General features: G+C 49.2%; 13 protein-coding genes. 10 read left to right on the top strand and 3 right to left on the bottom strand.

Features of this window, described 5'->3' with window-relative positions:
• Nucleotides 1-6 precede the first annotated feature (6 nt).
• Both C5O19_RS06025 and C5O19_RS06030 read left to right on the top strand, forming a co-directional pair.
• Complete coding sequence (locus tag C5O19_RS06025; RefSeq protein WP_104710536.1) at nt 7-963, top strand: Hint domain-containing protein; 957 nt, start codon at nt 7-9, stop codon at nt 961-963.
• Between the two features lie 115 nt (nt 964-1,078).
• Nucleotides 1,079-1,783, top strand: a complete 705-nt coding sequence (locus tag C5O19_RS06030; protein WP_243406334.1) for a head GIN domain-containing protein — start codon at nt 1,079-1,081, stop codon at nt 1,781-1,783.
• Nucleotides 1,784-1,867: 84 nt separating this feature from the next.
• Here the strand turns inward: C5O19_RS06030 and aat are convergent, their stop codons facing one another.
• Nucleotides 1,868-2,503 (bottom strand): leucyl/phenylalanyl-tRNA--protein transferase, encoded by a 636-nt coding sequence (gene aat, locus C5O19_RS06035; RefSeq protein WP_104710537.1) that lies wholly within the window; start codon nt 2,501-2,503, stop codon nt 1,868-1,870.
• Nucleotides 2,504-2,875: 372 nt separating this feature from the next.
• Between aat and C5O19_RS06040 the strand changes: the two genes are divergently transcribed.
• The 8 genes from C5O19_RS06040 (at nt 2,876) to C5O19_RS06075 (ending at nt 11,376) form a co-directional block, all read left to right on the top strand.
• The gene (locus C5O19_RS06040; RefSeq protein WP_094808435.1) at nt 2,876-3,544 is read left to right on the top strand and encodes a GNAT family N-acetyltransferase; all 669 of its coding nucleotides are present in this window, start codon (nt 2,876-2,878) and stop codon (nt 3,542-3,544) included.
• A gap of 179 nt (nt 3,545-3,723) precedes the next feature.
• Nucleotides 3,724-4,926 carry an argininosuccinate synthase gene (gene argG, locus C5O19_RS06045; protein ID WP_104710539.1) on the top strand — a complete coding sequence of 401 codons (1,203 nt, stop codon included), beginning with the start codon at nt 3,724-3,726 and terminating at the stop codon, nt 4,924-4,926.
• A gap of 97 nt (nt 4,927-5,023) precedes the next feature.
• Entirely contained in the window at nt 5,024-5,980 is a 957-nt protein-coding gene (argC, locus tag C5O19_RS06050; protein ID WP_104710541.1) for an N-acetyl-gamma-glutamyl-phosphate reductase, read from the top strand.
• Between the two features lie 145 nt (nt 5,981-6,125).
• On the top strand, nt 6,126-7,256 hold the full coding sequence (locus C5O19_RS06055) for an aspartate aminotransferase family protein (protein WP_102200687.1): 1,131 nt from the start codon (nt 6,126-6,128) through the stop codon (nt 7,254-7,256).
• A gap of 175 nt (nt 7,257-7,431) precedes the next feature.
• Nucleotides 7,432-8,376, top strand: coding sequence for an N-acetylornithine carbamoyltransferase (locus tag C5O19_RS06060; RefSeq protein WP_102200686.1), 945 nt, complete (start codon nt 7,432-7,434; stop codon nt 8,374-8,376).
• A gap of 61 nt (nt 8,377-8,437) precedes the next feature.
• A complete protein-coding gene (gene argB / locus C5O19_RS06065; RefSeq protein ID WP_104713917.1) occupies nt 8,438-9,226 on the top strand; it encodes an acetylglutamate kinase in 789 nt (262 codons plus the stop codon).
• 55 nt (nt 9,227-9,281) lie between these two features.
• Complete coding sequence (locus C5O19_RS06070) at nt 9,282-10,241, top strand: ADP-ribosylglycohydrolase family protein (RefSeq protein WP_104710543.1); 960 nt, start codon at nt 9,282-9,284, stop codon at nt 10,239-10,241.
• 37 nt (nt 10,242-10,278) lie between these two features.
• Nucleotides 10,279-11,376, top strand: a complete 1,098-nt coding sequence (locus C5O19_RS06075; RefSeq protein WP_104710545.1) for a M20 family metallo-hydrolase — start codon at nt 10,279-10,281, stop codon at nt 11,374-11,376.
• A 286-nt stretch (nt 11,377-11,662) separates the two neighbouring features.
• Here the strand turns inward: C5O19_RS06075 and C5O19_RS06080 are convergent, their stop codons facing one another.
• Both C5O19_RS06080 and C5O19_RS06085 read right to left on the bottom strand, forming a co-directional pair.
• The gene (locus tag C5O19_RS06080; RefSeq protein WP_104710547.1) at nt 11,663-12,916 is read right to left on the bottom strand and encodes an MFS transporter; all 1,254 of its coding nucleotides are present in this window, start codon (nt 12,914-12,916) and stop codon (nt 11,663-11,665) included.
• 122 nt (nt 12,917-13,038) lie between these two features.
• On the bottom strand, nt 13,039-14,139 hold the full coding sequence (locus tag C5O19_RS06085) for a chorismate mutase (protein ID WP_104710550.1): 1,101 nt from the start codon (nt 14,137-14,139) through the stop codon (nt 13,039-13,041).
• Nucleotides 14,140-14,226 lie beyond the last annotated feature (87 nt).

Consider the following 14,226-nt stretch of genomic DNA (forward strand, 5'->3'; position numbering starts at 1 on the left):
TTCCCTATGAAGAAATTATTCCTGACTTTAGGATTAGCTGCTCTGGTAGCTACGGGTAGCTGGGCCCAGGATTCCGAGAAACGTCCCATTACGGCTGCTGAATATGAAGCTGCTAAAAAAATAGCAGTAAAAAACCTCGAAAAGGACACGTACGTGAAAGCGGGTAGTTTTATTCTTGACCGTTCGGGTGATCCTTTCGTCTTCAAGTTTTCGGACGGTACGGAGCGTCGGGTATACCTGTACAAACTTTTTGAAACGGAGAAAATGTCCGAACTGGGCATGTACGCGATTTACACGACGCCCAAAGATGGTAAGCTGAAAGCCTTTCCGTTACCCAGTCCGGATGCTCCGGGTGAGGTATGGGGCAAATACATCGACGACCTGAAGTACGGCGAAGAAGCCATGAAGGGTCTTTCTTCCTGTATCGCTTTTGCCTTGACGAAATCAGGCGTGGGTGGTGCCCCGGCGGCCGCTCAGGAAGGCGAAAAAATCGAGTATTGTTTCCCCGCGGATGCCTTGGTAACTCTGGCTAACGGTACCACAAAAGCTATTGCTTCGCTTACAGCGGGCGACCAGATTCAAAGCTTCAATGCCAACACAAAAGTACTGGAAACGGCTACGGTAGAGAAACTGGATATTCATGCTAATCAGTCTTTTGCCCTGACCCGTCTGACCTTGATGGATCCGGCGGCTAAACTGACGGCTTCTCAATCTACGCAGTGGGAATCGGTGAGTCTGGAAGCGACGGCCAATCACCCCGTACTGACCACCAGTGGCGTCAAACGCATGAGCGAAGTGAAAGTGGGCGATACGCTCTATCATCGTGATGCCCAGACTAATGTACTAAAACCCTACGATGTATTCTTGACGCAATCGGCCGTTCGTTCGGTGAATAACGTATACAACGTTAAGACTGATAAAGCTACGTACGTGGTAAACGGCACCTTAGTGATGGTCAAATAAGTAAACAACTCCCTTAACCAAAACTTGAACCAGCCCCCACTTTTACGAAGGCGGGGGCATTTTTATGCAACATTTCGCGAGCTTCCTGCATCCTTTACTAAAACGAACGATACTAATGAAGAGATTTACTTTACTCACCAGTATGGCCGCTTTGGCCTTTTCGTATCAGGTACAGGGCCAAAACTGGCAGAAAACCCGTTCCGCAAGCGGATTTAATGGCATACAGGTAAGTCACGGGATCGACCTGTACCTTACCCAAAGCTCCGCTGAAAGTCTGCGTCTGGAAGCGAAAGGCGTGGAAGAAGACGAAGTCGTCTCCGAAGTGAAAGAAGGCGTACTGGTTTTGCGAATTAATCGGGAGTCAGGTATCGGGAGCTGGGGTAAAAACCGTTCGGTAAAGGCGTATGTATCCTTCAAAACGCTCGAAAAATTGCGGGCGGGCGGTGGCTCAGACGTGTACACCCAGGGGACGCTGAACGTAGGGGATTTATCCGTAGATCTGGGCGGTGGATCGGATGCTCGTATGGATTTGAAAGCCAATCATTTTTCAATTTCAGCGGGCGGTGGTTCCGACGCTGATTTATCCGGCAGTGCTCAGGTATTTGACGTCTCCGCCAGCGGTGGGTCGGATATCAAGGCTACCGATTTTAAAGCTGATGTCGTACGCGTGAAAGCGTCAGGAGGCTCAGATGCACACGTATATGCTACCAAAGAGATTTCGGCAGAGGCGAGTGGGGGGAGTGATATTTACTACGCGGGTGGAGCGAAAACCGTATCCGTTCGAAAATCGGGCGGTAGTGATGTGACCCGGCGGGATTAATGAAAAAGTAGGCTGGAGGAAGGTTAGCTGCCTAAAGCGTTCCAATGAAAAGAGAAAACCCGCCTACCATGCGGGTTTTCTCTTTTAGGGAATATTTGTGCGAAACGAAGGAATGAAAGGCATAGGAGCATTGTCACTAAATCGGCAACGCTGATCCAACGCGATTCGGAGTCGGAACATGTACTCCGCCCGGGGTATTTCAATGGCTCCGTACCGCTTCACATTATCATTAATAAACTGCGTATCGAGCAAGTAGTACTGACGTTCACGTAAGCGTTCAATCAGGTAATGAAAGGCTACTTTCGACGCATTGGGAACATTGTAGAACATGGATTCCCCAAAAAACGCCCCACCAATTGAGACGCCGTACAAGCCACCGGCCAGTTCATGATCCACGTATGCCTCGACAGAATGGGCAAAACCTAAGCGATGGAGATCGGTATAGGCCTGAATGATTTCTTCGGAAATCCATGTGCCTTCCCCATCCGCCCGTATACGGGCACAGCCCCGCATGACGCCTTCAAAATCCGAGTTGATTCGAATGGAAAAGGTATTTTTGTTCAGAATGGGTCTTAATGACTTAGCGGGTTTGTACGTATCAATAGGAATAATGGCCCGCGGCTCCGGTGAATACCAATACAGGGTTCCATCCGCGTCCGCCATCGGGAAAATACCATTCATGTAACCGTAGATAAGATCCTCTGCTGTCAGATTCGTCATATCCGATCTATAAAAAATTTAACCCATGCACCGAACTACTTCGGCCTAACCAACGGTTATAGGGAAAATAAATAAAAAATTGATAATATTCGTGTGAAGTAATTAGTTTTTTCTAAACTTTGCATCGTTTTTAAGAAACATCTCTTCAAGGAAAATGAAATCACGGGCCATCATCGAGCCTTTTTTTGCTACCCAGCCACCGCGGCGGCCATTCTTCAGGCCGGAACGACGGAGGCCGGTACGCCTGTGATTTTTTGGCCGTCCGGCACACTATTTTCTTCCAGTATTGGTTGTATGAGTCGTTAAGCAAGGCTGTCTGACAAACAGTCAGTGTACTTTCATTCAACACGAGTTTCCTGTTTAAGTAATCAAATGAACGAATATAAAGTCCAGGTTGCCTCGAAAGAGCATCTGTACCTAGCTGAAGAAATTTGCTGGCACATGGAAGAAAGTGCCAAGCAACGCGGTACTGGTATTGCGAAGCGGTCGCCTGAGTACCTCCGCCGCAAGATGGAGGAAGGGAAAGCCATTGTTGCCATGACTCGTAAGGGTGAGTGGGTGGGTTTCTGCTACATCGAAACCTGGGATCACGGCAAATTTGTGGCTAACTCAGGATTAATCGTCCATCCAGACCACCGCAAAAGTGGTATTGCGAAAATGATCAAGGAAAAAGCCTTTGAACTTTCGCGTACTAAATACCCGAACGCCCGGATTATTGGTATTACCACGAGTCTGGCCGTGATGAAGATCAATTCAGAGTTAGGCTACAAACCGACTACCTTTAGCGAATTACCCGTGGATGAGGCCTTCTGGAAAGGCTGTTCTTCCTGCGTGAATTTTGACGTGCTCAGCCGTACAGGTCGTAAGCATTGCCTTTGCACGGGCATGATGTTCGATCCTTCTTGGGAGAAAGAAAAAGAGAAAAAGACGAAGTGGAATTTCCTGAAAAATGCGAAAATCTACGAGCGTTGGAATAAGATCAAACAACGGCTGCTGTTGAGGCATCACGAAAAAGAAGAAATAGAGGAGCCCGTTCTCTAGGATTTATTGACGGTTACTGGGTAACTGTTCTTCGTTCGTTATAATTTTGGCGGGTGGGAAGCGATTCCTTCCCGCTTTTTTTAAGTGTCTTTCGGATGGAAATTGATCTCAATTTCTGCCCTTTCCATAACCAGGAACGCGGACTCGTATCCGCAATCCACTGTCTACATTCAAAAAAAATGAGTAAACCCAAAGTTGTATTGGCGTATAGTGGTGGTCTGGACACCTCTTTCTGTGTAAAATACCTGTCGGATGATCAGGGTTATGAAGTACACTCTGTATTGGTTGATACGGGTGGCTTTACGCTGTCGGAACTCCAGACCGTAGAACGGAACGCCTATGAATTAGGGGTAGCCAGTCACGCTACGCTCGACGTAGTGAACGACTATTACGACAACTGTTTGAAGTATCTGGTGTTCGGAAACGTACTGAAAAACAATACGTATCCCCTGTCGGTGAGTGCCGAGCGGGTATTTCAGGCACTGGCCGTAGCCGAATACGCTAAGCAAATTGGAGCGAAAGCGGTTGCCCACGGTAGCACCGGAGCCGGAAACGATCAGGTTCGCTTTGATATGGTATTCCGGATTGTGGTACCGGACGTAGAAATTATCACGCCCATTCGCGACCTGCGACTGAGCCGGGAGGCAGAGATTGAGTATTTGAAAGAAAAAGGCGTACAACGCGACTGGACCAAGTCCGCGTATTCCATCAATAAAGGGTTGTGGGGAACGTCAGTAGGTGGGAAGGAAACGCTGACCTCCGACGGATTTTTACCCGAAGAAGCCTGGCCGACCCAGTTACAACGGCAGGATACGGAATCCCTGACGCTGGATTTTGTACACGGTGAACTGAAAGGCGTGAACGGAGAAACGTTTGAAAATCCGGTGGATGCCATTCGGAAATTACAAGAAGTAGCCGCTCCCTTCGCCGTAGGTCGGGATATCCACGTGGGTGATACGATCATCGGAATCAAGGGTCGGGTTGGTTTTGAAGCCGCCGCTCCCCTGATCATCATCAAAGCTCACCACGCTCTGGAAAAACACGTACTGACCGAGCAGCAGATCTATTTCAAGGAAATGCTTTCGGGTAACTACGGTACCCTGTTGCACAAAGGCCAATTCCTGGAGCCAGCCATGCGGGACCTGGAAACCTTCCTGCAAAGCACGCAGGAGCATGTAACGGGTCAGGTGAACGTCCAGTTGCAGCCATACCGTTTCTTCGTAACGGGTATCGAGTCGCCCTATGATCTGATGAGCAATGTCTTCGGCAGCTACGGTGAGATGAACAATGCCTGGAGTGGCGATGACGTACGTGGCTTCTCGAAAATTGCCTCGAATCAGACCATGATTCACCGTAAAATCACTGAATTGAACGATAAATAAGGTTGATGGTTGATTGTTACAAGTTATTGTTAGTGAGACGTTTGGTGTATAAAACGTTTAGATAAACTAACAATCAACTACTACTGAACTACTATTCATGAAGATTGGCATTATTGGAGCGGCTGGTTATACGGGAGGCGAATTGCTTCGCATTCTGATTCATCACCCCGAAGCAACCATTGCTTACGCTCATTCAAATAGTCAGGCGGGCAAACCCGTAGCGTCGACGCACACGGATTTGTTCGGCGACACGGATTTAACGTTTGCCGAACACTTTCATACGGATGTAGACGTCGTATTCCTGTGTTCGGGACACGGTGAGTCAAAGAAGTTTCTGGCGGCGAATCCCGATTTTGAAAACGTACGGATCATTGATTTGAGTACGGATTTCCGGGACGAGTCCAACGGCTTCGTTTACGGCCTGCCCGAACTGCAACGCGACGGGATCCGTCAGGCTCAGAAGGTTGCTAATCCGGGTTGCTTTGCAACCAGTATCGAATTGGCTCTGTTGCCGCTGGCTCAGGCCGGGTTGCTGAAGGACGAGGTGCACGTATCCGCCGTAACCGGCAGTACGGGAGCCGGACAGTCGCTCAGTGCGACGAGTCACTTTAGCTGGCGGAATAACAACATGAGTATCTACAAAGCCTTTACGCACCAGCACCTGACCGAAATCGGGATGGTACTGCGAAAGGGACAAGCTGATTTCACGCAGAAAATCAACTTTATTCCGTACCGGGGCAACTTCACGCGGGGTATCATGGCCAATGTGTATACAGAATTTGCGGGTACGCTGGAAGAGGCGACGAAGCTCTATACCGATTACTACGCCACGCATCCTTTCACGCACGTAAGTCCGGCGAGTATCGATGTGAAGCAGGTCGTCAATACCAATAAAGGTCTTGTGCATCTGGAAGTACACGAAGGACAATTGCTGATCACCAGTATCATCGATAACCTGACAAAAGGGGCTTCCGGTCAAGCTGTACAAAATATGAATCTGATGTTTGGACTGGATGAAAAAGCCGGTCTGAATCTGAAATCAGTCGGTTTTTAGGAAGTTTGAAAGTGTCTGAAGAGTTTCAGGTTTGAATACGTATAAAGTTTGAATAAGGGTAAGGATTAGATACAGATCAGTATCAGATTTGAAATGTCTCAAACCTCAAACTTTCTCAAACCTGAAACCATAAAAATAACAAAGCATGAATCCATTCAATGTTTACCCGCTCTACGACATCGAGCCTGTGAAAGCTCAGGGTAGTTATTTGTGGGATAAAAAAGGCGATCAGTACCTGGATTTGTATGGCGGTCACGCGGTCATTTCGGTGGGTCATTCACATCCGTATTACGTAGAAGCCCTGACGCGTCAGCTGTCACAAATTGGATTTTACTCCAATTCCGTACAGATTCCCTTACAAAAGGAATTAGGTGAGAAACTGGGGGCCCTTTCTGGTTACCCGGACTATTCGCTGTTTCTGGTGAATTCGGGGGCCGAAGCTAACGAAAACGCCCTGAAACTAGCTTCCTTTTACAACGGACGTAAGAAAGTAATTGCTTTTAAAGCGGCTTTCCATGGTCGTACGTCCGGAGCCGTAGCGGTTACGGATAACCCTTCCATTGTCGCTCCCATCAACGATAATTCACACGTTACGTTCATCCCCTTCAATGATGTGGAGGCTTTGAAAGCCAACATGAGCGAAGAAATCTGTGCGGTAATCGTGGAAGGCATTCAGGGCGTCGGCGGTATTCACGTGACATCTACGGAGTTCCTGCAGGCCGCTCGCCAGTTATGCGACCAGTTCGGTTCCGTACTCATCCTGGATTCCGTACAGTGCGGGTATGGACGGACGGGGAAGTTCTTCTCGCACCAGTTCACAGGCGTAGAACCCGATCTGATTACCACCGCTAAAGGAATGGGCAATGGCTTCCCAATTGGCAGCGTACTGATTTCACCCAAATTCCACGCCAAATTTGGTATGCTGGGTACAACCTTTGGAGGCAATCACTTGGCCTGTGCGGCGGCGGTTGCGGTGCTCGACATTATGAAAAACGAGAACCTGATCGAAAACGCCGAAAAGCAGGGAGCCTACCTGTTTGAACAACTCAAAGGTATCAGCGGGATTAAGGAGTTACGCGGTCGCGGTTTGATGATCGGTATCGAATTTGAGCAGCCCGTCGATAAAATCCGGGACACCCTGCTGTTCGAACATAAAATTTTCTGTGGCTACGCGGGCAAGCATACCCTGCGTTTGCTGCCGAGTCTGGCCATCGGTCAGGCCGAAAGCGATCAATTCTTGGAAGCACTCGATCAAGTATTGGCGGTAAACGCCTAAGGAGTTTCAGCGTTTAGGGTTTTAAGTTTAGAGTGATTGCGTGAAGGATAAAAGGAGTGAAAATTCTGTATACACAGGAAAGGTTTTACTCAAAATCGCAAGCAAGGCCACTCTAAACCCCAAACCCGAAACTCTAAACCGCAGCGGCGGCCGCTCAAAACCCTAAACTCAACCAATGAAACAATTTCTTTCCGTTCATGATGTTCCTGACCTGCCGGGATTAGTGCAGGAAGCTCTTTGGCTGAAACAGAACCCCTATGCCGACGAAAACCTGGGACGGCATAAAACGCTGGGCTTACTATTCTTTAACGCCAGCCTTCGCACCCGGCTGAGTACGCAGAAAGCAGCCGAAAATCTGGGTATGAAAGTGATGGTAATGAACGTTACCACGGATTCCTGGGGTCTGGAATTTGAAGATGGAGCGATCATGAACGGAAATAAGGCCGAACACGTCAAGGAAGCGGCCGCTGTGGTAGGGCAGTACTGCGATATCATTGGCGTACGGAGTTTTCCTTCGCTGACCGATCGGGAGAAGGATTACCAGGAGCAGGTCATCAAGCAATTTGTCAAGTACGCTGGCGTACCGATTCTGAGTCTGGAGTCAGCGACACGACACCCGTTACAATCCTTTACAGATCTGATTACGATCGAGGAGACGAAAACAGTGGCTCGTCCGAAAGTAGTACTGACCTGGGCTCCGCACGTGAAGGCACTGCCCCAGGCCGTACCCAACTCCTTTGCCGAGTGGATGAATGCTGCTGACGTAGATTTCGTCATTACGCATCCCGAAGGTTACGCTTTGGCTCCCGAGTTTTCGGGGAACGCCCGCGTGACGCACAACCAACGCGAAGCTTTCGAAGGAGCTGATTTCATTTACGCGAAAAACTGGTCTTCGTACGAAACCTACGGCCAAATCATCAACAGTGACCCGGCCTGGATGATTACGCAGGAAAAAATGGGACTGACGAATCAGGCCAAGTTCATGCACTGCTTGCCCGTTCGCCGGAATCTGGTGGTCGAAGACGCTGTACTGGATTCGGCTAATTCAATCGTTATTCAGGAAGCTGGAAACCGCGTTTGGGCTGCTCAGGCTGTACTCAAGCGAATGTTACAAGCTTAATCATAGACGGAAGGGTATGCGGGCAAAAACCTGCGTACCCTTTTTCTTTATTCGAACCTACATGCTCACGGTTATTAAAATTGGCGGCAACGTGGTCGATAACCCGACCCTCCGCCAGCAATTTTTAGCGGATTTTGCGGCCTTGCCCTTGCCTAAGATTCTGGTACACGGGGGCGGGAAGATTGCTACGCAGGTGGCAGTCAAACTGGATGTGGAAACGGTTATGGTGGAAGGTCGCCGCGTGACCGATGCCGCCATGCTGGATGTTGTCACGATGGTGTACGGGGGACTCGTTAACAAGCAACTCGTCGCTCAGCTACAGGCTCTGGATTGTAACGCTCTGGGGCTGACCGGAGCCGATGGCGGCATTATCCGATCGAAAAAACGGACAGGCTGGAATGTTGATTACGGTTTTGTAGGCGACATTGAGTCCGTGAATGAGGAGCAGATCAAGCGGTTTCTGGAAGTAGGGCTGGTTCCCGTTTTCGCTCCGCTGACCTTTGATCCGGCTCTGGCTTCCATGCTCAATACCAATGCCGATACCCAGGCTCAGGCCGTTGCGGTAGCATTAGCGAAGCATTTTGAAGTTAATTTAGTATATTGTTTCGAAAAAAAAGGCGTATTGACTAATCCTGAAGACGATACGACCGTCATACCCGAACTATATCCGAGTACTTACGCCGAGCACAAAGCCTCCGGAGCTATTTACGCCGGGATGATTCCGAAGCTGGATAATGCCTTCAAGGCCCTTCACGATGGCGTTAAACAGGTTACCATCTGCCACGCTACCGATCTTCGACAGGCCGTTAGCGAAGGCACCGCCGGTACCCGGATCCGACTTACAGAATAGAAGCCATTCCGCCCGAATGGTTTGTTTAAACCACCGCAATTGGTAATAACACCGTATGAAATCACTTTTTGACTCTCGTGTTCATGGCTTCTTGATTGGTACTGCTGTGGGAGATGCTATGGGTGTTCCGGTGGAATTTACAACGCGTAATTTTCTAAAAAACAAGCCCGTTGAAGGTATGCGAGCCTACGGCACGCACCACCAGCCCGCCGGAACCTGGTCGGATGATAGTGCTCTGACCTATCAAACCATCGAAACACTAATACAGGGGCTGGATTACCGAACCCTGGCAAACCGCTTTTTAAACTGGTATCTTTACGGGGACTGGACGGCTCATGGTTCCGTATTCGACATTGGTATTTCCACCCGTAACGCTCTAGATCGTCTGGAACAGGGCGTAGAGCCCCTGAAGGCGGGCGAAACGAGTGAACTTTGTAATGGCAACGGATCGCTTATGCGAATCCTGCCCCTAGCTTTCTACTTTCACTACCAGCAGCCGAAGTTGAGTTTGGATGAACGCTTTGCGATTGTACGCAACGTATCAAGCCTGACCCACGGCCACATTCGTTCGGTGATTGCCTGCTTCGTACTAGTTTCCTTTGCTCAGGAACTCCTGGCGGGTAAGGAAAAAGTAGAAGCCTACCGGACGATTCAGCAATCGCTGGGTTCGTTTCCCGAGCAGATTTGTTCAGCGGATGAATGTGAACTGTTTGCCCGTATTTTAAAAGAAGACCTTATACAATTATCGGAAAAGGAAATATACTCTTCTGGTTACGTACTGCATTCGCTGGAAGCCGCACTGTGGAGTTTTCTGACGACTGACACGTATTCGGATGCCGTCCTGCGGGCCGTAAATCTGGCAGATGATGCCGATACTACGGGTTCCGTTACGGGCGGTCTGGCCGGACTCTATTACGGACTGGAAGGTATTCCGGTCAACTGGGTGCAAACGCTGGCTCGCTTCGAAGACATCGAAGACTTGGCTGGGCGATTTACCCGTTTTCTTCATTCATAAAGAAGGAGGCATACGGCCCCTTTTTAAATTAGTAAGTATGGCTCAGCTTCTTGAAAGCCTCACTATTGATTCCATTGAATTACTCAAACGTCTGATCGCGACGCCCTCCTTTAGCCGGGAAGAAGATCAGACGGCGTATCTGCTGGAAGAGTTTTTCCGGGAACGGAACATGCCCTTTTCCCGAATGAATAACAACCTGTGGTCCCGGAATAAATACTACAATCCGGATTTACCGACGGTACTGCTTAATTCGCACCACGACACGGTAAAACCCAATCCGAAGTGGACCCTTGACCCGTTTAATCCTTTGGTGGAGGACGGAAAACTCTTCGGATTGGGCTCCAATGATGCCGGAGGCTGTCTGGTTTCCCTGCTGGCTACGTTCTGTTACTTCTACCACCGGACGGATTTAGCGTACAACATTGTCTTTGCAGCTTCGGCGGAAGAGGAAGTTTCGGGAGCCAACGGCATGGAACTGCTGTGGAATTCCGGAAAGCTGGGTTCGATTGACTTTGCCATTGTGGGCGAACCCACGCAAATGCACCTGGCCATTGCTGAAAAGGGTTTACTAGTACTCGATTGCATGGCTCAGGGAAAAGCCGGTCACGCAGCTCGCGAAGAAGGAGAAAATGCCCTGTACAAAGCTCTCGACGATATTGCCTGGGTACGTTCGTATGAATTCCCCAAAGAATCGCCGATGCTGGGGAAAATGAAAATGACGGCTACGGTCATTCGTACCGAAAACCAGCAACATAATGTCGTTCCAGCCAATTGCTATTTTACGCTCGATGTACGTGTAACGGATCAGTACACGCTGGAAGAAGCCTGTGACATTATCCAGGCCCACATGAAGTCGGAAGTACAGGCTCGTTCCGTACGGTTGAGGCCTTCGAGCATTCCTCTGGAACATCCCGTTGTGCAGGCGGGTATCCAGTTGGGCCGTACGACTTATGGTTCACCCACTACGTCCGATCAGGCCGTGATTGGCTGTGCTTCGTTGAAGATGGGTCCCGGCGATTCGGCTCGTTCGCACCAAGCCGATGAATTTATCTATTTGCACGAAATCGAAAAAGGAATTCAGTTGTACGTTGAAGTGCTCAAATACGTGGTGCTGGCGAAAGGGGGACTAGCCTGATCGACAAGAAATCTGCGTATTTCTTCGGAGAAAAGAATCTTTTTGCCGATTTTTGAATTCAATAGAATCATTCTAAATATTATGGAGCAAAAGGAAACCACTCCCGGCTGGAAAGGTTGGATTAAGCGTTTGGGCTGGGCCGGCTTTTTCTTCTTTCTAATTAAAGGCTTACTCTGGCTCGCCGTTGGCTACTTCGGATTCAAGATTTTTGAATAATACATTCTACCAAAAGAAAGGCTAACTCTCACTGGAGTTAGCCTTTCTTTTGTATATAGGATTGTCTCCATTAAATCAGCTTTACCTGGAGAAGCTCTTTCGTACGAGCCCAGATGAAGCCGACAATAACCAGCGTAAGGCTTCCGCCAATGAGTACGGAAGGGACTGTACCAAAGGTTTTAGCCAGTAAGCCCGATTCAAAAGCTCCGATTTCATTGGAAGTACTGACGAAGATACTGTTAACCGAAAGTACGCGTCCCCGGATTTCGTCGGGTGGAACCAGTTGGAGAATAGCCTGACGAATCACGACACTGATGCTATCAAACGCTCCTGTCAGGAAAAGCATCGTTACGGAAAGCCAGAAATGTGTTGACAGAGCGAAAACGATGGTAGCGATACCGAATCCTGCAACGGCAATGAGCATGTTTAACCAGGCTCTACGTACGGGCGAGTACACGGCAGTCGCTACGAGCGTTAGTACGGCTCCGATGGAGGGAGCAGCTCGCAGAATACCCAGGCCTTCAGCTCCTACGTGCAGAACATCCTCGGCAAAAACGGGTAGGATTGCTACGACTCCACCAAACAGGACAGCCACCAAATCCAGCGAAATGGAGTAGAGCAGGAGCTTGTTACCGAACACAAAGGAGATCCCTTCCCGAATACTCTGCCAGACACTGAGCTGTTCTTCTTCCAGCGATACTTCAGGAATGGGTTTCTTCTTGATGAATAAAAACAAAAGAAAAACCAATCCTAAGCCCGCAATGACCAGCCACATGGTACCCGCCATCCCCATCCAGGCGTAAAGAAATCCGGCAAGCCCCGGCCCCAGTATGGCTCCCGTTTGCCAAAACGAACTGTACCAGGATGCCGCATTAGCATATACCTCCCGGGGCGTTAGAAATGCTTTCAGAGAAGAAGTAGCCGGGCTGTAGAAGCCACGGGCCAGACCAATCAAAGCAACTACGCAATAAATAATGGTGAGTAGAAAAGTATCCGGGTGAGCGGCCCGCGTTTCGGGCAATGTAGCCCAATGCAGAATAAACGAGCCCACCAGAATAACTAGTAAGCTCAGTAAGATGATTCGCTTTTTGTCGTACTTATCGGCAAAGTGTCCGCCCAGCAACGCCAGTGAAATGTAGGGGATTGCTTCCGCGAGGCCTACTAAGCCTAAAGCTAAGGGATCGTGCGTAATGCGATAAATTTCGTAACCTAAGACAACCTCCTGAATCAGAATAGCGGTAGTGAAGAAGAAACTGGCTAGACCAAAAAAGGTAAATTCCCGATAACGCAGGGCGGCAAACGGATCAGTAGGGTAAGCATTCATGCGAACGAATAGAGCTGTTAGAAAGAAATTCCATGCAATGCTACGAACGTATAGTTAAAAAACGGATTAAAAGAAAAAAGAGGTCGCTATACAGCGACCTCTTTTCTACAGGTATTCTAAGCTTATGCCTGAGAAACGGAATGGATTACTTCCGTTTGCTTACGGATCGAAGCTTCGTGGATCAGGCGGTAAAGGTCTTCCACTAAGTCGGTATACAGACCCAGTTTCTTACCCATTTCAGCCCGTGAAGCGTGCACCTGCTTCCAGCGATCGATTTGGAAAATCGTCACGCCGTTGTCACGTTTGTACTCACCCATTTTCTCAACAATGGCCATACGCGTAGCCAGCACTTCCAGCAATTCGCGGTCAATGTTGTCTACTTTCGCCCGGAGTTCATCCATGTGGCTGTGGTACGCTGAATCGTTCACATCGGATTCGCGAACCTGCATGCCACGGAGCATTTCACCCAGAGCAGCTGGCGTCAGTTGTTGCGAAGCATCCGACCAGGCTTCCGCCGGGTTACGGTGTGACTCGATGATCAAACCGTCGTAGTTCAGATCCAGGAAACGCTGAGTCAATTCAGCCAGGTATTGACGTTTACCGGCCATGTGGCTTGGATCACCGATGATGGGCAAGTTCGGCAACTGGCGTTTGAGTTCCAGAGCAACCTGCCACATGGGTGAGTTGCGGTATTTCGTCTCCTGCATGTTCGAGAAACCACGGTGGATAGCCGCCAGCTTCTTCAGACCTGAGTTCTGAAGACGTTCCAGAGCTCCGATCCAGAGAGCCAGATCAGGGTTTACCGGGTTTTTCACCAATACAGGAATGTCTACGCCTTTCAGAGCGTCAGCAATGTCCTGTACGTTAAAGGGGTTCACCGTCGTACGGGCCCCAATCCATAGAATATCTACGTTATATTTTAGAGCCAGTTCAATGTGCTCGGGACTCGCCACTTCAATAGCCAGGGGCAGACCCGTTTCTTTCTTTGCAGCTGCCAGCCAAGGCAAAGCAGCCTCTCCCATACCTTCAAAGGAACCCGGACGGGTACGTGGTTTCCAAACCCCAGCCCGAATAACGTGGGCGTAGCCCTCTTTGGCGATTTGGGTTACCGTATCCCAAACCTGTTCTTCTGTTTCTGCACTACAGGGACCCGCAATCATCAAGGGCTTTCCGTTGGTGTTGATCCAATCCTGCAAGGGCACAATGTCCAGCGTCGCACTCATCTTGTAAATCGTTAATTAGTAAGCGTTTATTTGTTCAAAAAGCCGGGGAGCAGTTTATTATGATGAAGAGTAACGTTTAGGCCAAAT

Origin of the sequence: Siphonobacter curvatus, from assembly GCF_002943425.1 — a bacterium.
GTDB lineage: Bacteria > Bacteroidota > Bacteroidia > Cytophagales > Spirosomataceae > Siphonobacter > Siphonobacter curvatus.